The organism is Solirubrobacter deserti (assembly GCF_027587175.1).
Taxonomy (GTDB): Bacteria; Actinomycetota; Thermoleophilia; order Solirubrobacterales; family Solirubrobacteraceae; genus Solirubrobacter; species Solirubrobacter deserti.
Map to the genome: position 1 here is coordinate 1 of NZ_JAPCID010000025.1, position 19,296 is coordinate 19,296.

Annotated in this window: 17 protein-coding genes; 5 read left to right on the forward strand and 12 right to left on the reverse strand. The window is 71.7% G+C overall.

Features of this window, described 5'->3' with window-relative positions; translation table 11 throughout:
* Positions 1 to 139 precede the first annotated feature (139 nt).
* Positions 140 to 901: a hypothetical protein gene (locus tag OJ962_RS17835; protein WP_202958070.1), complete on the reverse strand. Its 762-nt coding sequence runs from the start codon at positions 899 to 901 to the stop codon at positions 140 to 142.
* Positions 902 to 938: 37 nt separating this feature from the next.
* Entirely contained in the window at positions 939 to 1,376 is a 438-nt protein-coding gene (locus OJ962_RS17840; protein ID WP_270006505.1) for a MarR family winged helix-turn-helix transcriptional regulator, read from the reverse strand.
* Between the two features lie 88 nt (positions 1,377 to 1,464).
* On the opposite strand from OJ962_RS17840, the gene OJ962_RS17845 reads away from it, so the two are divergent.
* Complete coding sequence (locus OJ962_RS17845) at positions 1,465 to 1,884, forward strand: nuclear transport factor 2 family protein (protein ID WP_202958069.1); 420 nt, start codon at positions 1,465 to 1,467, stop codon at positions 1,882 to 1,884.
* Here OJ962_RS17845 and OJ962_RS17850 read toward each other — a convergent pair.
* From OJ962_RS17850 to OJ962_RS17870, 5 genes are all read right to left on the reverse strand, one after another.
* A complete protein-coding gene (locus OJ962_RS17850; protein WP_270006506.1) occupies positions 1,865 to 2,188 on the reverse strand; it encodes an LPXTG cell wall anchor domain-containing protein in 324 nt (107 codons plus the stop codon). The two genes, OJ962_RS17845 and OJ962_RS17850, sit on opposite strands and share 20 nt — an antisense overlap.
* Positions 2,189 to 2,244: 56 nt before the next feature.
* Entirely contained in the window at positions 2,245 to 2,592 is a 348-nt protein-coding gene (locus OJ962_RS17855) for a PadR family transcriptional regulator (protein WP_202958067.1), read from the reverse strand.
* A 31-nt stretch (positions 2,593 to 2,623) separates the two neighbouring features.
* A complete protein-coding gene (locus OJ962_RS17860) occupies positions 2,624 to 3,415 on the reverse strand; it encodes an alpha/beta fold hydrolase (RefSeq protein ID WP_202958066.1) in 792 nt (263 codons plus the stop codon).
* A gap of 70 nt (positions 3,416 to 3,485) precedes the next feature.
* Complete coding sequence (locus OJ962_RS17865; protein ID WP_202958065.1) at positions 3,486 to 7,172, reverse strand: alpha-L-rhamnosidase-related protein; 3,687 nt, start codon at positions 7,170 to 7,172, stop codon at positions 3,486 to 3,488.
* 179 nt (positions 7,173 to 7,351) lie between these two features.
* Complete coding sequence (locus OJ962_RS17870) at positions 7,352 to 8,899, reverse strand: RICIN domain-containing protein (RefSeq protein WP_202958064.1); 1,548 nt, start codon at positions 8,897 to 8,899, stop codon at positions 7,352 to 7,354.
* A gap of 335 nt (positions 8,900 to 9,234) precedes the next feature.
* Here OJ962_RS17870 and OJ962_RS17875 point away from each other — a divergent pair, with 335 nt between their 5' ends.
* The 4 genes from OJ962_RS17875 (at position 9,235) to OJ962_RS17890 (ending at position 13,123) form a co-directional block, all read left to right on the forward strand.
* Positions 9,235 to 10,239 carry a GHMP family kinase ATP-binding protein gene (locus OJ962_RS17875; RefSeq protein WP_270006507.1) on the forward strand — a complete coding sequence of 335 codons (1,005 nt, stop codon included), beginning with the start codon at positions 9,235 to 9,237 and terminating at the stop codon, positions 10,237 to 10,239.
* Positions 10,232 to 10,843, forward strand: a complete 612-nt coding sequence (locus OJ962_RS17880; protein ID WP_202958063.1) for a D-sedoheptulose-7-phosphate isomerase — start codon at positions 10,232 to 10,234, stop codon at positions 10,841 to 10,843. Before OJ962_RS17875 ends, OJ962_RS17880 begins: the two co-directional genes overlap by 8 nt.
* Positions 10,840 to 11,391, forward strand: coding sequence for a D-glycero-alpha-D-manno-heptose-1,7-bisphosphate 7-phosphatase (locus tag OJ962_RS17885; protein ID WP_202958062.1), 552 nt, complete (start codon positions 10,840 to 10,842; stop codon positions 11,389 to 11,391). The genes OJ962_RS17880 and OJ962_RS17885 overlap by 4 nt, the downstream gene beginning before the upstream one ends.
* Positions 11,392 to 11,518: 127 nt before the next feature.
* Complete coding sequence (locus OJ962_RS17890) at positions 11,519 to 13,123, forward strand: hypothetical protein (RefSeq protein WP_202958061.1); 1,605 nt, start codon at positions 11,519 to 11,521, stop codon at positions 13,121 to 13,123.
* On the opposite strand, the gene OJ962_RS17895 is transcribed toward OJ962_RS17890, so the two are convergent.
* Genes OJ962_RS17895 through OJ962_RS17915 form a run of 5 tightly spaced genes read right to left on the reverse strand, consistent with a single transcriptional unit; the run spans position 13,090 to position 19,155 of the window.
* Positions 13,090 to 14,565, reverse strand: a complete 1,476-nt coding sequence (locus OJ962_RS17895) for an ArnT family glycosyltransferase (RefSeq protein WP_202958060.1) — start codon at positions 14,563 to 14,565, stop codon at positions 13,090 to 13,092. The genes OJ962_RS17890 and OJ962_RS17895 overlap by 34 nt on opposite strands.
* Positions 14,546 to 15,664: a glycosyltransferase family 4 protein gene (locus OJ962_RS17900; RefSeq protein WP_202958059.1), complete on the reverse strand. Its 1,119-nt coding sequence runs from the start codon at positions 15,662 to 15,664 to the stop codon at positions 14,546 to 14,548. The genes OJ962_RS17895 and OJ962_RS17900 overlap by 20 nt, the downstream gene beginning before the upstream one ends.
* The gene (locus OJ962_RS17905) at positions 15,661 to 17,019 is read right to left on the reverse strand and encodes an oligosaccharide flippase family protein (RefSeq protein WP_202958058.1); all 1,359 of its coding nucleotides are present in this window, start codon (positions 17,017 to 17,019) and stop codon (positions 15,661 to 15,663) included. Before OJ962_RS17905 ends, OJ962_RS17900 begins: the two co-directional genes overlap by 4 nt.
* A 19-nt stretch (positions 17,020 to 17,038) precedes the next feature.
* The gene (locus OJ962_RS17910) at positions 17,039 to 18,448 is read right to left on the reverse strand and encodes a glycosyltransferase family 4 protein (protein WP_202958057.1); all 1,410 of its coding nucleotides are present in this window, start codon (positions 18,446 to 18,448) and stop codon (positions 17,039 to 17,041) included.
* On the reverse strand, positions 18,445 to 19,155 hold the full coding sequence (locus tag OJ962_RS17915; RefSeq protein WP_270006508.1) for a glycosyltransferase: 711 nt from the start codon (positions 19,153 to 19,155) through the stop codon (positions 18,445 to 18,447). The genes OJ962_RS17910 and OJ962_RS17915 overlap by 4 nt, the downstream gene beginning before the upstream one ends.
* Positions 19,156 to 19,296 lie beyond the last annotated feature (141 nt).

Sequence of the window (19,296 nt, forward strand, 5' to 3'; positions counted from 1 at the left end):
CCCCGCGGGGGCGCCGCCCCCCGTCCCCCGGGGGCCGCGGGTCCGCGCGGGGCGCCCCGCCGGGGGGGCGGGGGCCGGGGAGGCCCACGCCGCCACGAGCACGCACGCCGAGGCGATGGTGAGCCTGAGCTTCACCCGCTTACCGGCGCGTCTTCTTCTTGGCCTTCTTCTTGGCGACGGCCTTCTTCTTCTTGGCCGCCTTCGGCTTGCTCGCCTGCTCGCGGCCCTCGAGGATGCGCCGCGCCTGCTCGCTGAAGGTCACGCGCTCGGCGTTCGCCCCGGCGTCGCTCATCGCGAGCAGGTGCTCGTTGCCGGCCAGCGGGAGCGTCTCGACCGACTCGACCGTCATGGTCTGCGTGTAGCTGAGGCCGTCCTGCGTGCCGGTCGTGACGCGCTGGTAGGGCGCGAGGTTCTGCGCGTCGACGATCATCGTCGTGCGCGTGCGGCCCTCGGCGGGCGCGCCGGCCGAGGTCGCGAGCGTCAGCGCCGGGCGGCCGAGGAACGTCGTCTCGCCCGTCTGGACCAGCCAGCCCTTGCTCATCATGGCCCTGATGTCGCCGCCCTCCGACGACAGGGTGCGCACGAACGTGCCGCGCGGGGAGTTGGCGCTTTCGCCCGTGAGCGTCCCGATCTCGTCGCGCACGGCGTCGAAGGCGGTGAACTTCAGCGGCTCCTGCGCGGCTTCGGCGCGCAGCGTGCCGTCGGCGGCGGTGACGACCTGGCGCGCACGGTCGGCGCTGATCCAGCGCTCGAACCGCTCCATGCGGGGGACGACGCCCTCGATCGAGTAGTTGCCCTCGAAGCTGATCGTCGTGACGCTGTGCTCGATGGTCGAGGCCTGTGCGGCGGCCGGGACGGCGAGGAGCGTGGCGGCCGCGAGGCCTGCGAGTTTCAGTCTCATATGAAGGGAGACTCCGCTGGGCGCGGAGCGTCCCGGACTATCTCGCGTGATGCTCGAGCAGCCGCGCGAGAAGGTGTGTGAGCGTCGCGCGCTCCGCGGCCCCGAGCGGGCCGAGCAGTTGGTCCTGCACGGCGTCGAGCGCTTCGTCCAGGCGGCGCAGCTGCTGGTGGCCCGCCGCGGTGAGGCTCACGATGTTGCGCCGGCGGTCACCCGGGTCCGGCGCGCGCTCGACGAAGCCGCGTTCCGACAGCTCGTTGATCGCCGCCACGACGTCGCTGCGGTCCATGGTGCAGCGCCGGCCCAGCTGCACCTGGGAGGCCGGCCCGAACTCGCCCAGCGCGGCGAGGATCCGGTAGTGGTAGCCGCGCGCGCCGGCCTCGGCGAAGCCCTCGGACGCCAACCGGTGCGCGTGCACCGCGAGCTGCGTGAGCAGCCAGCTCGGCCGTGCGCTCAACCGCTCAGGTGTCTCCGCCACGACGCACAGACTACATCGTTGGTATCACCAATGGATCGGTGTATAGTTGGCGCTGCCAATGTTGGACCCGCCAACCAAGGAGCCCCTTATGACTTCCGATCGTGTCGAGGTCGCCTCGCTGTTCACCCGCCTCTCGCGCCTGCTCGACGACAAGCGCTGGGACGACGCGGGGACGATTTACACCGAAGACGCCACGGTGCAGTCGCCGCGCGGCGGCGAGCTCCGCGGCCTCGACGCCCTCACCGCCTTCTTGAAGCAGTCGGACGTCGAGGGCGTAAACACCCAGCACGTCGACACGAACGTCGTGGTCCACGTGGACGGCGACGAGGCGACGGCCGAGGCCAACTCGCTCGTGTTCTTCTACCGCGAGGGCGAGGCGCCGCACCGCGAGAGCGGGCTGCGCCTCAGCTGGACCGCGGCGCGCACGCCCGCCGGCTGGCGAATCACCACGTCCCGGATCGTGCCCGCCTGGATCCGGGAGCGTGAGGTCATCGGCGCTGGCGCCTGAGGCCGAACACCGCCGCCCCGCCGATCAGCATGAAACCGATGAGCCCGAGGCCGGGTGCGTCGTCGGCCTGCGCGAGGTTCAGCGTCGCGACGCCGAGCCCCACGCCCAGCGCCGCAACGATCAGCCGCCGCACGCGCAGCCGCTGCCGCCACTGGACGTCCGCGGCGACGCCGCGCACCAGGCGCGAGAGCAGGCCGAGAGCGATCCGCCGCTCGCTGTGGCCCGCGTCGCGCTCGTGAGCGATCTGATCGTGCACATCGGCGTCGAGCTCGCCGATCCGGCGTTCCGCGAGCGCGCGCGGCAACCCGCGCGTGTAGAGGCGGACCCACCACGCGACAAGCCGCGCGACGCGGTCCGGCGTCATGCCGGCCTCGGGGCGATCCGGGGCGCCGGCGCCGGGGTGCGTTCGTCCCGCGCCGCCACCTCCGCGCCCTTGCCCGTGAGCTCGTACAGGCGCCGGCGCGGCCGGCCGTCGGCCGCGCTCGCGTCCTCCCAGCTCGAGGTCAGCAGCCCGAACTCCTCGAGCCGGCCGAGCGCCTTGTAGAGGGTCCCGTGGCCCGTCAGCGACCCGCCACCGCTCTCATCGCGCAGGGCGGTGGCGAGGCCGAACCCGTGGAAGCTCGGCTGTCCCGCGCGACGCAGGCGCAGCGCGGCGGTGAGGATCTCGGACTCGAGCGGGAGCAGGGTCCCGGGCTTGCGCCGTGGCATGACGCAAGAATAGGAAGATATCTTCCTATTGTCAATCCAGGAACGTGCGCACGGCCGGCAGCACCAGATCCGTACGCGCGATGCCGGAGAAGTGGGTGCTGCCGGGGAACACGGCGAGCTGGGACTCCGGCACACCCTCGAAGTCGCCGTTGACGTCGCCCCCGCGCAGGCGCAGGAAGTGCGCCGCGTGCTCGATCTTGACCATGTCGCAGTCGCCGATCGTGATCAGCGTCGGCGCCGTGATCGCGCGGATCTCGTCCTCGGTCCACCCCGGCGTGTGCTCCATGATCCCGCCGAGCTTGTCGAGCAGCGTCTGCAGATGCTCGCGGTCCGGGTGCGGCGACTTGGCCATGTAGACCTGCTCCATCGGCGTGCCGGCGATCATGTCGACCGTCATCTCCATCACGACCTCGGTGTTGCCCCCGCGGTCGCCGTCCGGCGAGAACGACGTCGAGGAGACGACGATCCTGCGCACGAGCTGCGGGTGGTGAACCGCCAGCTCGATGGTCACGGCGCCGCCGACGCTGAAGCCGAACACGTCGACCTGCTCGAGGCCCAGGTGCTTGAGCACTTCCACGACGTCGTCCGCGAGCGCGGGGATCGCCAGCGGGCGGTCGATGTCGTTCGTACGCCCGTGCGCCTGGAAGTCGATCGCGATCACGCGCCGATCCGCCGCCAGCCCCGGGATGAGCGCGGCCCACTGCTGCTCGATGTCGAACAGCCCACCGTGCAGGAGCAGCAGCGGGAAGCCGCCCTCGCCGTAGGTCTCGTAGTACACGTTCAGGTCGCCAACGGGGATGTAGCCGGTTTCGGAAGCGTTCATGTCCCCAGGACGCTAGGCGCTCGCGAAACTCATCGAAGGCGCCGGCACAGGGCCGGCGCCTCGAGTTCTCTTACGGCGACGTCGTCGACAGCGTGAACGTCAGCGTCTTGGAGTAGCTGCCGGTGCGCATCGGGTCCGTGCGCTTGATCAGCTGCTTGAAGCCGACGTCCACCGTGTCGTTGGAGACCGGCGCTGACCAGCTCGTCTTGCTGAGCTCGACGCGCAGCGGCTCGGGCAGGCTGAACGCGCCGTTGGTCAGATGGCCGGGCGCGGAGACGGCCAGCGTCGCGTCGCCCGCCGTCGAGACGACGCTAGCGGTCGTCGACGCGGTGTACTCCTGCGTCACGCCCGGCGTGAAGACCCCGAACGTGGGGGGCGTGCCGAGGCTGAGGCTCAGCGTGGCCGGCACGGTGCCGCCGACCGGCACGTCAGCCGTGGCGCCGAGGCTGAAGTGCGTCGCTCCCGAGCCCACCTCGAACACGGCGCGCCCGCCCTGCTCGCCCACGTAGCGCGGCGCGCCCGCCCCGACGCCGACGTACTTCACGCCGCCCGGGTTCGGGATCGCGACGGTCGCCTTGGTGTTGGCCGGGACGTCAACATCGAGAACGAACGTTCCGTTCACCTTCTTCCACGCCGTGCGGACCGTGCCGCGCTGCGTCCAGGCGGAACCGCTCGCGCGGTGCAGGTCGGCCCTGTCGACCGCGGGTGGCTCGATCCGGACCGTCGCCGCGCCCGGGCTCGTGACCTTGATCCCGAGCAGCGACTCGATCTGGTCGACGATGCCCCACGAGCCCCAGCCGTGCGACATCGACTCGTTGTTGGTCGGCGCGCACGGCCAGCCGTTGGCGCAGCCGGGGTTCCACTGCTCCCACATGTACGTGCCCTGCTGCGCGAGCGTCCGGGCCGGGCCGTCGGCGTTCGGGTCGGTCATGAGCTTGACCACCTGGTCGTAGCGACCCGCGTCGGTCAAGGCCTTGAGCAGCACGTGCCAGGTCATCGGGCCCTGCTTCATCCCCTGCGCGGTGATCGCGTCGGCCAGCCCCGCGACCTTGTCGGCCGGCGCGACGCCGTAGTAGATCGGGTACGTCTGGGCGTGCTGGGCCGTGTTGTCGATCTGCGGGTTGCCCGCCGCGGAGCTCAGCCCGTCCGTGTAGAGGCCGTCCGGGCGCAGCAGCTTGGCGTTGATCGCCGCGCTCAGGCTGTCAGCCCAGGCGTCGAAAGTGGCACCATCCTCGGGCTTGCCGAGCACGCGCGCCACCTTCGCGGACGCGCGCAGCGTCCCGACGGCGTGCGCGTTGTGGATCGTGCGCGCGGCGTTGTCGGCGAACGTGTAGCCGTAGCGCATCGGCGCCGGCCAGTCGATGATCCCGTACTGATAGGAGCTCGTCCCGCCCAACAGGTTGTAGACGAGCCCTTCGGCGTTGCCGGACGTGGCGATGTTCGTCTTGACGTAGGTGGCGATCGCCTTGAGGGCGTCGTAGCTGTCCGCGAGCACCGACGCGTCGCCCGACTGCTCGTAGTAACGCCACACCCAGTCCGGCATCATCAGCGTGTAGTCCGGGATGTCGCGCATGTTGTCGCCGTTCGGATAGACGGCGTTCACGCGGCCCGGCGTGCCGATGCTCGGGTACGAGCACGGCAGCTGCGCCGCGGTGCAGTAGCCGTTGGACGCCGCCTTCCACGAGTGCGTCGCGCTGTAGATGATCTCCCGGATTGCGCGCTTGGTGGCGTTACGGTCGCCCGCGGCGATCATGTTCGCGTATGAGATGTCCACCGTGTCGCCGGTGAACTGGCCCTTCTCGCGCGTCGGCGTGTCCAGGAAGACCTCCTGCGAGGAGTCGATGCCCGAGTGCTGCATGAGGTCGAAGACGGCGTCGAGCGTCTCGTTGTCGGAGTCGAACGTCGCGCGCCGCTCGTCGTGGACGGCGCTGAACTGGATCACGGCCGAGATGTCGTCGGCGGTCAGGTCCTCACCCGCGCCCGGCGGCAGGATCTGCAGGTAGCGCCACCCCCAGTACTGGAACGGTTGCGCGACCTGGGCGCCGTCCTTCTGCGTGTACCAGAAGCCGAGGTTGGAGCCCTGCGTGTCGTGTGTGCTCGTGCCGGCGCGTGAGCCCTCGACGAAGCGCGCGGTCGCATGGTCGCGCTCGAGCGGGGCGTCGAGCGTGATGCCCGTGCCGGTCGCGCCGGCGGTCCCGACCTCAGTGATCGTGCGCGTCTCCGGATCGCCCGCGCCGTAGCCGTTGGCGGCCTGGTCGACCGTGATCCGGTCGCCGGGCACGAAGTTGGAGACCGAAGCGACCTTGAGGTTGCTCTCGCCCTCGGCGGCCGGCGCCGCGAGCGTCGTGTTGTTCAGGCGGTAGCTCGTCTGGACGACGACCTGACGGCCGGCGACGCCGCTGGAGTAGGCGATGCGCGGCATCGCCGACTGGACCTTGCCGAAGTCGGCGACGATCGAGCCGTCGGCGAGCTTGGTGAGCGTCTTCGGCTTGACCGTCTCGTACTCGAGGCGGCTGATCGCCGGGTCCAGATGGCTGAACGTCTCGCGCAGAGGGTTCAGCGGCCGCGGGTGCGGGCCGATCGCGTACGCGGGCTGCCAGTTGGTGTCGTCGAAGCTTGTCGTGTCCCAGCCGGGCTGCTCGCCGCGGGCGTCGTAGCGCTCCGCGTTGTCGCCGGAGTCCCCGTTGCGCCGCGTGATCGTGGCGTTCGTGTACTCGCTGGCCTTGGAGACCTTCCAGGTGCCGTCGGTGACGAACGTCTCGCGCGTGCCGTCCTGATGGTCGACGACGGCCTTGATGATCAGCCCGCTCGGGCCGGCGTGGTCGAGCACGGCCTGCCCGCTCGCGCGTGGGGTCTTGAGCGGCGTGCTCAGGTCGATGCCCGTGCCGTTCCCGCCGGCGGTCCCGATCTTCGTGACCGTCGCGGTCTCCGCCGCCGCACCGGTGCCGACCGTGATCTGGTCGCCCACGTCGAAGACTGAGACGGACGCGACCTTCAGGTTCGTCGCGTCTGCGGGTTGCGCCGCCGCCAGCGTCGTGTTCGAGATCGGGCCGTTCGCGCGGCCCTGGCAGGTGCACGTCCAGTAGTGGTAGAGCGCGCCGAGCGCGAGCGGCTCACCGGCCTTGACCGCGTCCGTCACGTCGAACGCGTAGTACTGCGCCTCGGTCGGGTGGTTGTAGTTGTCCCCGACCCCGACCGCCTTCCCGTTCACGTGGATGCGGTAGTTGCCCATCGCCGCCGCGTACACGCGGGCGCGCGCGACTGGGCTGGCGTTGAGCGCGGGGAACGTCCTGCGCGCGAGCGTCCAGTCGTCGGTCGAATCATTGCCCGTGGTCACGCGGCGGATCCAGTTCGCGCCCGACCAGCCGTCGTCGGTAAGGCTGGTCTCGAAGGACGCGGTCGCGGGCGGCGACTCGACGCCGTCCTTGTCCCAGGTGCGGACGCTCCACCGGTACGCCTCGCCGGGGGTGAGCGCGGGCCCTTGATAGCGCACGTACGACTGGCGGTCGGACGCGGTCTTCCCGCTGTCCCACACGGCCGTACCGTCGGCCTTGCTGACCGTGATCCGGTACGCCGTCTGCACGTCGTTGCCCTTGTCGCTGGAGGGCATCCAGCCGAACTGCGGTGTCCCCTCCACGTTCAGCGGCCGCGCCTCGTCGCCAACCGTGAGCTGCGTCGGCGGGCCAGCAGCCTTCGCGACTCCGGGAACACCCAGGCACAGCGCCACCACAACGCCGCCGACGGACCAGCGTCTCATCGTCTCTCCCCTCGCCTTACTGATCGAATTCGATCGTTCGAGGGAGTCCTACCGCTATAACGCGCAAAAGTCAACGCCAACCGCACGCGCGCGGACCATCGACGCCGCGTCGCATCAGACTCGACGACCGGACAGGCGATCAGCGGTGCGCGCTGCGGAGACGGGCGCGAGCCCGCGGCTCACACGTCCTCGCGCTGCACGGGCGTGATCACGAGGCGCTCGTTCAACGCCCCCGGCGTCTGCGGCCACTGGATCACGTCCCCGCCCCACGCGGTGGTGGCGCCCGACTGGTTGATCACCAGGCCGCTCGAGACGTTCTCGATGATGCTGTAGGACCCGTCGGCCGCGACGGAGTGGAACTCCCACCGCTGGCCGAGGCCTCCGTCGCACGGCCACTGGAGCAGCCCGCCCGGGCTCTCGGACCAGATGTCCAGGCACTGCCCGCTGAGACGGTTGACGATCTCGAAGCCCTGCGTTCCCCGGTGCACGAACTGCCACTGTGAGTTCACGTGCTCCGGCGCGTACGGCCACTGGATGATCTTCGCTCCCGGCGTGCTGGACGCGCCGTTGACGTTCATCGCCTGGCCGCTGTGCACGAAGGTGAGGGTCTGCCATCCCGTCGGGAGCGGCGGCTCCGCTTCGCACGGCGTCGCCGTGCCGTCGACGATCCGGTACACGGGTCCCGCGAGTGAGACCGCCAGGATCCTCCCGCACGCGTCCTCCCCGAACGAGCTCAGCGACGACACCGACAGTCCGACGGGCGCGTCGGTCGCCGGGTTCGACAGGTCGACGGAGCGCAGCCCGGATGCGCAGAAGTCGCCGTAGAGGTAGCGCCCCCGCAACGTGGGCAGCCCCGGGTCCCGGACGACGTACCCGCCGGTGATCGCGCAGTAGCCTTGCCCGCGGGTCTTCTCCAGCGCCGGCATCTTCGTGGAAGCGCCGTTGCAGCCCGAATCGCTCAGGTGCGGCAGCGACCCCTCGAAACACGGCCAGCCGTAGTTGCCGGCCACGCCGACGTTGACTTCCTCGACGCGACTCTGGCCGACGTCGGCGATCACGATCTCCCCGCTCGGGGCGAACGAGAAGCGCCACGGGTTCCGCAGCCCGCGCCCGAGGATCTCCGGCGACCCGCCCGGCTCGAACCGGATCAGCTTGCCGAGCAGGCTGTTCGGGTTCTGCGCATGCCCGTACTGGTTGTTGCCACCACCTCCGTCGCCGGTCGCGATCCACAGCTTCCCGTCGGGCCCGACCTCGACCTGGCCGCCGTTGTGGTTCGACGCCTGCGCATGCGGGATCGACAACAAGACGCGGCCGCTCGCCGGGTCGGCGGCATCCGGGTCGGTGGCCGAGCGCCGGTACTCGCGAACCTGGACGTCACCGCCCTGGCCCGACGTGCCTGCGGCGGCCGTGGCCGTCAGATACACGTAGAACCGTCCCGACGTGGCGTAATCACGCGCGAACGCGATGGACAGCAGCCCGCGCTCCGACGCCGTCGACAAGGTGATCGACGTCAGGTCCAAGAACGGCGTCGTGCGGACGGCGCCATCGACCAGCACGCGCACGACCCCGGCCCGCTCGGTCACATAGACGCGGCGCGGATCGTCCCGCGCGCCGGTCGCGTACGTCGGCTGCGCGAACGTCCCGAGCGTCACCAGGGACGGAGCGGCCGCCGCGGGAGCGGCGAACGCGAGCAGGGCAAGAAGGACCAATCCCGTGAGTCGCCGCATGGCCGCGCACGATCGCAGACGCGGCCCTCGGCCGTCGCGCTCGAGACTGCCGCGGCCGAGGCCACGACCTAGACGTATGTCTGACTGAACGTCCGGCTAGGTACACCTGTTACCTGAGCATCGGGACGCCACTCTGGACCGCGGGAGAGCAGAAGCGACTCGCGACAGGGGATTTGCAGGTGACGGGACAGACAGGGGTCACGGACGGCCGTTGGGCCGCGGGGCCGGATATGCGCGCGGGCCAGTCCGCGCACGGACGGCCGCGGGCGCATACCTCGGCGCCCTCGGGTGCCAGTGCGCGGGTCCGCCACTCCGCCGCGACGGGCAACGGACGCGTGATCCGCGCGAAGGCGCCGCTGCGCGTCAGCTTCGCCGGCGGCGGGACCGACGTCCCGCCGTTCCCGGCCGTGGAGGGCGGGCTCGTCCTCAGCGCCACGATCAACCGCTACGCCTACGGGGCGCTTCGCCCGCGCACGGACAACCAGATCGGCGTCGAGAGCGTCGACTTCGGCATGTCCGTCAACTACGAGCACGACGACGACCTGGCCTTCGACGGCAAGCTCGATCTCGTCAAGGCCGCGATCCGCAAGCTCGGGCGCGGCGGGTACGACCTGTTCCTGCACTCGAACGCGCCCCCAGGGTCGGGCCTCGGCTCGTCCTCGGCGGTCATGGTCACGCTCATCGGCCTGCTGCGCGAGTTCCACCGTGAGCCGCTGACCGACTATGAGGTCGCGCACCTCGCCTACCAGCTCGAGCGCGAGGACCTGGGCATCAAGGGCGGCCTGCAGGACCAGTACGCGGCGGCGTTCGGCGGCTTCAACTTCATCGAGTTCGAAGGCGACCGGGTGATCGTCAACCCGCTGCGCATCTCGGCCGACGTGATGCATGAGCTCGAGCACAACATGCTGCTCTGTTACACGGGCAAGACGCGCTCCGGCGACCACATCATCGAGGACCAGACCAAGCGCTACGAAGGCGGCGAGGAACGCGCCCTCGAAGGCCTGCGCAGCGGCAAGGCGCTGGCCGTCGAGATGAAGAACGCGCTGCTCAACCGCCGCCTGAACGAGTTCGGCGACCTCCTGGGCACGGCCTGGGAGGAGAAGAAGAAGATGTCGCCGCGGATCGCCAACGACTTCATCAACGAGCTGTACGAGACGGCCCGCGACCACGGCGCGCTGGGTGGCAAGGTCACCGGCGCCGGCGGCGGGGGCTACATGCTCTTCTACTGTCCGTTCCAGCGCAAGCACCACGTCGCGAATGCCTTGATCGCCCTCGGCGGAGAAGTGACGGAGTTCGAGTTCACCCCCGAGGGCCTGACGACCTGGAGCATCCATGAGTAACGTCCTCTCCCTCGACACGATCCGCCACCGGGTCCGCGAGAGCATCGCGCTCAAGGAGGCGCTGCTCGACGAGCGCCTCGTCGGCTCCCTGGCCACCGTGGCGGACATGATCATCGCAAGCGCGCGCGAGGGCGGGAAGGTCGTGCTGTTCGGCAACGGCGGCAGCGCCGCCGACGCGACGCACCTGGCGGCCGAGTTCGTCGGGCGCTTCAAGTTCGACCGCGACCCGCTGCCCGCGCTCTCGCTGTCGGACAACGGCTCGTCGGTGACGGCGATCGGCAACGACTACGCGTACGAGCTGACCTTCGCACGCCAGCTGAAGGCGCTCGGCCGCCCGGGCGACACCGCCATCGGCATCTCGACGAGCGGCACCTCGCCGAACGTCGTCGAGGCGCTGCGGACAGCGCGCGCGATGGACATGCGGACCGTCTCGTTCACGGGCGCGCGCGGCTTCAAGATGGCCGCACTCAGCGACGTGAGCATCATGATCCCGACGCAGGACACGGCGCGCGTGCAGGAGGGCTACATGCTGTACGCGCACATCATGTGCGAGCTCGTCGAGCAGGCGATCTTCGGCGCGACGCGCCTGCAGCAGGCTGCGTGAAGCCACTGCCGTTGCCGTCGGCCGTCCTGCTCGACCGGGACGGCACGATCAACGTCAAGGCGCCGGAAGGCGAGTACGTGACCGCCCCCGCCGGCCTGCGGCTGATCGCAGGCGCCGCGGGGGCGATCCGGGCCTTCAATCGGGCCGGCGTGCCCGTCGCCGTGGTTACCAACCAGCGGGGCATCGCGCGCGGGCTGATGTCCGAGCAGGACCTCGAGGCGGTGCACGCGCGGCTCGAGCAGCTGCTCGAGCAGGAGGGCGCGTTCGTCGACGCGATCTTCCACTGCCCGCACGAGAAGGGGACGTGCGCGTGCCGCAAGCCCGGCACCGAGTTGCTCGAGCGGGCGCGGCGCCGCTTCGGGCTGGCGACGCTCGCGGACGCCGTGATGATCGGCGACGCTGACTCCGACGTCCTGGCGGGTCACGCGGCCGGGGCCCGCACGGTGCTGCTGCGCGCCCCGGCCGCCCCGAGGCCGGTCGAGGCCGACGAGGTCGCGGTCACGCTCGCCGAAGCCGCCGAACGACTGCTGGCGCGCCATTTCGCATAGGGTCCTGCGGCGTGGATTGCACGCCGTGGTACTCAGTAATCCGGTTCTTCGGCAATAGACGCGCGTCCCGGGTTCGCGCGGGAACTTCAGGTTTTTGGACTCTCGGGCCGATAGGTACCGGAGTCCCATGACCCGCGCTCCCCGCCTGGTTCTCACGGCCCTCGGACTGGTGGGTCTACTCGCCGTCAGCTCCCCGGCCGCGGCGGCGGGCGCACCGCTGCGACTGCGGCCCGCCGAGCCGGTCACCACCAAGGTGACGGTCACGGCGCCGGCCACCGTGCGCCTGCGCGCGCGGGTCCGTGGCTGTGCCGAGGCGCGACTGCAGCTGCGAGCCGCCCGCAGCTCCACCGCCGTCCGCGTCAGCTCGTCCCGTTATCGCTCCTTCAGCGGCCTCGCGCTGGCTGAGAGCGGGCGGCTGCAGGCCGTGATCTCCGCGCGCTGCCCGCGCGCGCGGGTGGAGATCGCCTCCCTGGCGGCCACGAGCCGGGCCCGCATCTCGGTACGGCCGCCGAACGAGGCGCCCGCCCCGGCGGCGCCCGCGCCGACCCCCAGCGCCACGCCGACCCCCAGCGCCACGCCGGCCCCGGCGATCGTCGCCAGACCGACGGCGACGCCCAGCCCTCCCCCGTCGGCGAACGTCGCGCGCCGCTGGGGGCTGATCGGCAACCGCACCACGGGCGCCGCCGAGGTGCGCCGGGCCGGCGTGACCGTCAAGGTCGTGCGGCTCTCGTGGAAGGACCTCGAGCCCAAGGAGGGCCAGGTCTCGGCCGCGTACGTGAACGCCAAGAAGTCCGAGATCGCCACCTTGCGCGCTGCCGGTCTGGACGTGATCGTCGACAGCGGCCTGCACGACACGCCGCAGTGGATCCACAGCCGGGCCGACAGCTATCTCGTCAGCCAGTTCGGCGAGCGCTGGACGGCGAACACCGACGGCGACCTGGCGATCGACAAGAGCGACGCCAACCTGATTTTCAACCCCGCGCTGCGCACGATCGCCGCCACCTACCTGCGGCGGATCGGCGAGACGTTCGGCTCGACGATCCATGCCATCCGGATCGGCGGCGGCCGCTGGAACGAGCTCGGCTACCCGCCACCGAAGACCAGGACCAACAGCAACTCCTACTGGGCCTACGACGCGCTCGCGCAGCAGCAGAGCCCGGTACCCGGCTGGAAGCCCGGCGACGCGTCACCGAACGGCGAGGCCCAGAAGTTCTACAGCTGGTACCTGCGGGCGCTCGTCGACTTCCAGCAGTGGCAGATCGACACGGTGCGCACCACGTTCAAGGGTCCGCTGATGGTGCTCTATCCCGGCTGGGGCATCCGGCCCGGCCAGGCCGCCGCGGCGGTCGCCGACCGCCTGCGCAACCGCACGCCACCCGAGATCAACGCCGAGATCCAGCGCGGCTTCGACTGGACCAGCCAGGTCGCGGCCATCACCGACCCGCTCGTGTTCCCCGCGACGACCTGGGTCGACGCGCGCTTCGGCAGCGACACGGCGGACGCGACCCAGTGGCGCCCGCCGCACTTCCTGCGCTCGATCGCCGGCCCGCAGGCGACGCTCTGGGGCGAGAACACCGGTCAGGGCACGCGCGCGGACCTCGAGTTCGCGGTCGCTCAGACGGTCAAGTACGGCCTCGCGGGCATGGTCTGGTATCGCGAGGAGGAGCTCGGCCTCAACGGCTGGGCGACGCTCAACGACTACCGCGCGACCATCGCCGGGTCGAGCTCGTAGAGGCGTAGCTCGCCGAGCGTCCGGCCGCGGGCCGAGAAGATCACCTGGCCGTTGCGGTCGAGCCACTGCTGGAGGTGCTCGTCCGCGAGCCCGAAGCCGTCCTCGATCAGCCGCGTCGAGATCAGCGCGTAGCGGGCGTTCTGCTCCTGGATCTGCTGCGGCGTCGCCCACTCGCCGACGTCCGCGCCACGCTGGACGAACTGCGCGATCTCCTCGGTCACCGCCACGCGCGCGTGCCTGGGCAGGTGGCGTGCCGTCCACTGCTCGTACGCGAGGTAGGTGTCGTCGCTGCCGCTGCGCAGGGTCCCCCACGAGCCGGCCGAGGCCACGATCCAGAGGCCGCCGAGCGCGACGACGGCGGCCCGGACGACGACGGGCCGCGCGGCGATCGCCGGCACCAGGAGCGCGACGCACGCGAGCGACGGGACCGCCATGAAGTAGAACATCTGCTCCTCGAGCGTGCCGATGAAGACGCCGTAGACCAGGTACGCGGAGGCGCACAGCTGGATCGCGACGAGCACGGTCACGCCGGGGTGCGCCGGCCCCCGCCGGATCTCCCGCACCCGCGCCAGCGCGGCGAGCGTGCCGATCCCGCACAGCGCGTAGGACGCGCCGTAGTACGGCAGGTTGCGCCGCAGCGTCTCCACGAGCGTGACGCCACCGCCCTCCTGGTTGAAGCCGGTCTCCTGGCGCGCGCCGATCAACCGCAGGAAGCCTGACGCCTTCTCGTCGAGCAGCGCCGGCAGCCCGCCCGTGGCCAGCACCACGGCGAGGTAGGCGATGTAGGTGGCGCACGCCAGTAGGGCCGCGGTCAGCACGAGCCGGCGCAGGGAGGGCACGAACAGCGCGATCAGCAGCATCGGCAGCACGGTCAGGTACATCGCCGTGTCCTTGGACAGCATCGCGAGCCCGAACGCGACACCCGCGAGGGGCGCGCGATAGCGGTCACCGATCCCGCGCACGGTCAGCGCGGCCGCGCCGGCGACGACGAAGAACAGCGTCTGCGCCTCCAGGAACAGGCGCGTGTCGAAGCGGATCACGAACGGGTCGAGCGCGTACAGCACGCCCGCGACGATGCCGGGGATGAGCCCGGCCGTCCGCCAGACGAGCGTGAACAACATCGCGCACGTGCAGGTGCCGATGACGGCCGGGACCACGCGCAGCTCGGTGATCCGGCCGACGCTGTCCGGGCGCACGCCGAAGAGGTCGATGACGCCGCCCAGCAGGTAGAAGAAGCCCGGTGGGTGCAGGTTGAACGCCGCTCCGTGGAGCTCGACCCCGTTCCCGGAGGCGACCGACTCCGCGATGCGGCTGTAGGTCACCTCGTCGATGTGCAGCTCAGTGGCGGTGCGCAGGCCGATCAGCCGCAGCGCCAGCGCCAGGCCGGCGACGAACAGCAGCGCCGGCAGCCAGGTCCACGCGCTAGCCGATCGCTCGCGCATACACCTGCTCCTGCTGCACCGCCAGCTCCGCCCACGCGCTGGCCGACGCGATCGTGCGGCCCTGGCGACCCAGCTGTTCGCAGCGGCTCGGGTCAGCGAGCAGCGCCTGCAGCTCGGCGGCGTAGGCTTCGACGTCGAACGCCGGCACGAGCACCGCGGCGCCCTGTCCGACCGTCGTCCGCAGCCCGTCGATGTCGAACGCGAGCACCGGCGTTCCACACGCCATCGCCTCCAGGGCGGTGATCCCGAACGTCTCGTAGCGTGACGGGACGAGCGCCACCTGGGCGCGCGCGTACAGCTGCCACTTCTCGGCGCCGTCGATCCGTCCCAGCATCGAGATGCGCTCGGAGAGCCCCCGCTGGCGCACCATCGCCGCGAAGCGGTCGGCGTTCTTGCCGTCGCCGGCGACCACGAGCCGCGCCGGGCTCCCGGCGGGCAGCCGCTCGAACGCGTCGAGCATCAGGTCCAGGCCCTTCTGGTCGATCTCGAGGCGGCCCACGAACGCGATCAGCCCCGGCTCGCGGGTCACACCGGGCTCCAGCGCGGCGGCCACTTCCTCGCCGTCCACGCCGTTGCCGATCGTGTGGACGTCGGCTTCGGGCGCGGCCGCGCGCAGCTTGGCGGCGATCTCGGGCGAGACCGCGATCAAGTTCTCATGGCTGCGCGTGCCCCAGCGCTCGATGGCGGTGAGCAGCCGCGGCGGCAGGTGGTACTGGACGGCCTTCTCGCGCGCGAAGTAGCCCTGCACGAGCCCGACGGTCGGGCGCCGCGTCCAGTGCCCGACGCCCATGCTCGACCAGGGCGGAGCGAACTCCTCGACGACGAGGTCGGGACGCAGGCGGCGGATCGCGCGCCGCGTCCACAGCGGGAGGCTCGCCTGGTAGCTCAGGAGGCTGACCGCGTATCCGCGCGGCACGCCGATCTGCGAGTACGTGACGCCGTCCTCCTCCCGGGCGCTGAGCGCCTGGTGGGCGGCCGTCACGACGTGGACGTCGTGGCCGTTGGCGGCCAGCCGGCGATTGATCTCCCGGTTGCGCAGCGATCCGCCGCCGCTTCCAGGCCGGCGATGGTCCTCGAGGGCGAGGTGAAGGATTCTCATGGACGTCGGTACTCCGCAAGCAGGCGCTGGAGCGCGTAGGCCGCGACGACGGCCGCGGCGGCGCCCCACAGGAAGGTATGTCCGCGAGTGAGGACCAGCACACCGCACATCGCGATCGAGGGCAGAAGGTCGGGCAGCAGGTTCCAGCCGGCGCCGGGCCAGCGGCGCACGCTCTCCCAGGTGAACAGGGCCGCGGTGGTGACGGCGCCGGCGACCGCGCCGATCGCGAGACCCTGCGTCTCGGCGGCCAGCGCGCCGGCCGTGACGCCGGCGACGGTGACCAGCGCCCCGGCGAGGCCGAGCTGGAGGCTTCGCGCGAACGCGCCGACGGCCTTCAGCGCGCCGGCCAGCAGCGTGGCGACGGCGAACGCGAAGCCGCCGCACAGCGTGTACGGGAGCAGCTCGATCGCGCGTTCGTAGCCGGACGGGACGGCCAGCTCGAGCAGCGCGGCGGGCGCGGTGATCGCGATCAGCGCCGCCGGCGCGCCGACGATCAGCAGCCGGCGCAGGCTCTGGCTGACCACGCGCCCGTCGTGCGCGTCGCGGCTCAGGCGCGGGAAGATCGCGACGGACAGCGCGACGCCGAGGAACAGCGGGGCACGCCCGACGGTCGCGGCGAGCGTGTAGGCGGCGAGGTCGGCGTCGCCGGTCAGCAGCATCGCCGCGAGCACGACGTCCAGGACGCCCATGCCGGTGATCAGCGCCTGCACCGACGTCATGCCGAGCGTGCCGCGCAGCAGGCCGTGGACCGGACGCGCCTGCGGGGCGGCCCGCAGGTCATGGCGCATCACGTAGGCCGCGGCGGCGAGGACGATCAACGCGCCCGCGCTCGCACCCGCGAAGGCGCCCGCCGGGCCCGCGCCCAGCTGCACGAAAGCGGCGCCGAAGGCGATCTTGCCCGCCACCTCGCCGAGCACGATCGCCGCGAGCAGCCCGAAGCGCTCGAGCCCCTGCGCCCAGCCGACCGTCACCGTCGAGAGGAAGACCGAGAGCGTCGCCACGCCCAGCGCCACGAGCGTCGCGGCGTCGGCGAACGGCAGCGCGAGCGCGCACACGAGCGCCGTGGCGACGACGCCCTGGGCGGCGTTGGCGGCGAACGAGAAGCGCAGCAGGAACGACCGCTGCTGCGGCGCGCGGCCGTCGCGGGCGATGGCCTGCGCGAGGACCCATGGCACGCCCGCCGCGGCGACGGTGCCCGCGATCAGCAGCAGCGCCTGGCCCGCGGCGAACGCGGCGAAGTCGGCGCCGGTGAGCAGCACCGTCAGGACCAGCGTGAACGCGTAGTTCAGCCCGGCGGCGCCGACGGTCCCCAGTGTCACCCACGCCTCGGCGCCGCGCGCGCGGACCGGGCTCACAGCAGCAGCGGCCACAGCGTCAGACGACGACGAGGTCGTTGCCCAGCATGAAGTCGAGCGGACGCGCGACCTGCATCATCACATCCTCCGGCGGGAGGCCGAGCCGGTGCAGGACGGCCGTCGCGGTCGTCTCGTCCGCACCCGGCAGCAGCACCGTGACGGCGCGCGCGTCCGCCGTCCAGCGGTCCGTCCGGCGGGCGACCCGCGCGACCTGCTCGAGGTCCACGCGATGGCGCGGGATCTCGATCCGGATGCCGACGTCGGAGCCCCCGCGCCGGTCGGCGCCGGCACGGCCGAGGCGATCGCGCTCGGCCAGCAGGCAGCGGGCGAGCAGGTCGGACGTCGTCAGCCACGAGAAGCCGGCCGCCCAGCGCTCGGCGCGCTCGGAGATCCGCGCGCGCCGCTCGGGGTCGCCCATGCGCTCGAGCGCCTGCACGAGGGCCGGCGCCAGCGCGCTGGGGTCGCGGACCAACCAGCCCGTCTCGTCGTGGCGGATCGAGTCGCGCACGCCGGGCACGTCGAGGCCCACGGCGGGCACGCCGAGCGCCGCGGCCTCGATCACGGTCAGGCCCCAGCCCTCCGACGTCGAGGTGATCGCGGTCGCCCACGCGTCCGCGACCAGACGGCGCCGCTCCTGCTCGGAGACGAAGCCGTGGAAGGTGACGATGTCATCGACGCCGAGCTCGGACGCGCGCTGCTCGAGTGCCGGGCGAGCCGGGCCGTCGCCGACGACGTCGAGGCGCACCCCGGGCAGCGCGGCGCGGACCTCGGGCAGCGCCTCGAGCAGGATCTCGACGCGCTTGTGCGGGACGAGGCGGCCGACGGACACGAGCCGCGGCGCGGCCGCGCGCTGCTGCGCCGGGCGGTCGGGGCGCTCGATCCCGCTCGGCGTGACGTGGATCGAGCCGCGCAGCTGCAGCACGCGGCGCGCGTCGGTGCGCGTGGACGGCGACACGACCGCGAACGCGCGGCGACCGTACACGCGGCGCGTGAAGCGGCCCTCCAGCTGCCGTGCGAGCCAGGCCGCGGGCCGCGGGAGGTAGAGGCCGAACTGCTGCTGATGCACGTGGTGGATCACGCACACGATCGGGGTCCGCTTGGCGGCCGCCAGCGGCGTGAAGAAGGGAATGCCGTTCTGGCAATCGATGACCGCGTCGATCGACTGGCGGCGGCGCAGGATCCACAGCAGCGCGCGCGGGTACACCGTCAGCGCGTTGCCGAGCCGGTGGATCCGGACGCCGTTCATCGTCTCCTGCGCGGCGTTGCCTTCCGAGCCCGCGGTCAGCAGGTCGACCTGCGCGCCGGCGCGCGCGAAGTGCTCGGCCACCTGATGGCAGAACACCTCCGCGCCGCCCTTGCTCGGGTGCTTGAGGTCACGCCAGTTGCAGACGACGACACGTGCGCCGTCGAACCTGTCGAGCGCCGTCATGCCGGAAGGGTGGCCAGGCGGGAGCGGACGTTCATCAGCTCGCGGACCGCCCGCGGGCCGTCGACGAACGGGTTCAGCGAGGAGCCGTCGATATCCGTCCAGGCGACGGGGACCTCGGTGATGGTCAGGCCGTCGCGACGCGCCAGCGCGAGGATCTCGACGTCGAACGCGAAGCCGCTGGCCTCCGAGCGCGCGAACAGCGCCTTCGCCGCGTCGGCGTCGAAGAACTTGAACCCGCACTGCGTGTCGGCGATCCCGTCCACGACCAGCCCGGCGAGGCTCCGGAAGACCATGCCGCCTAAGCGGCGGACCACGGGCTGCGCGGTGACGTAGGACGCGCCCGCGACGCGGCGCGAGGCGATGACGATCGGGTGGCCGGCGGCCAGCAGCTCGACGACCGGGCCGATCGTCTCGATCGGCGTGGCCAGGTCGGCGTCGCAGAAGCCGATCCAGCGCGCCCGCGTGCTGACCATGGCGCGGCGGATGGCCGCGCCCTTGCCCTTGTTCGCGCACGCGATGACCCGGATCGGCACGCGCGTGGTCGCGATCTCGTCGATGCGATCGAGCGTGCGATCGGCGCAGCCGTTGTCGACGACCACGACGCACGAGTGCAGCGGCTGCCGCTCGAGGTAGGCGACGAGCGCTTCCAGCGTCTCGGCGATCCGCGCCTCTTCGTTGTAGACGGGCACGACGACTTCGAGATCCACCTGCTCCCGCGGGCTCCGGCTGCACGCCACCCGCCCGGCCCGCCCCGTCTGTGCTGCTCTACCGCTCGCGCGAAAGCGCGGCGTCTTGGGGAGCATCATGCTCTCCGACATCAAAGTCCTCCGAGAGTTCCTACGCGTGTG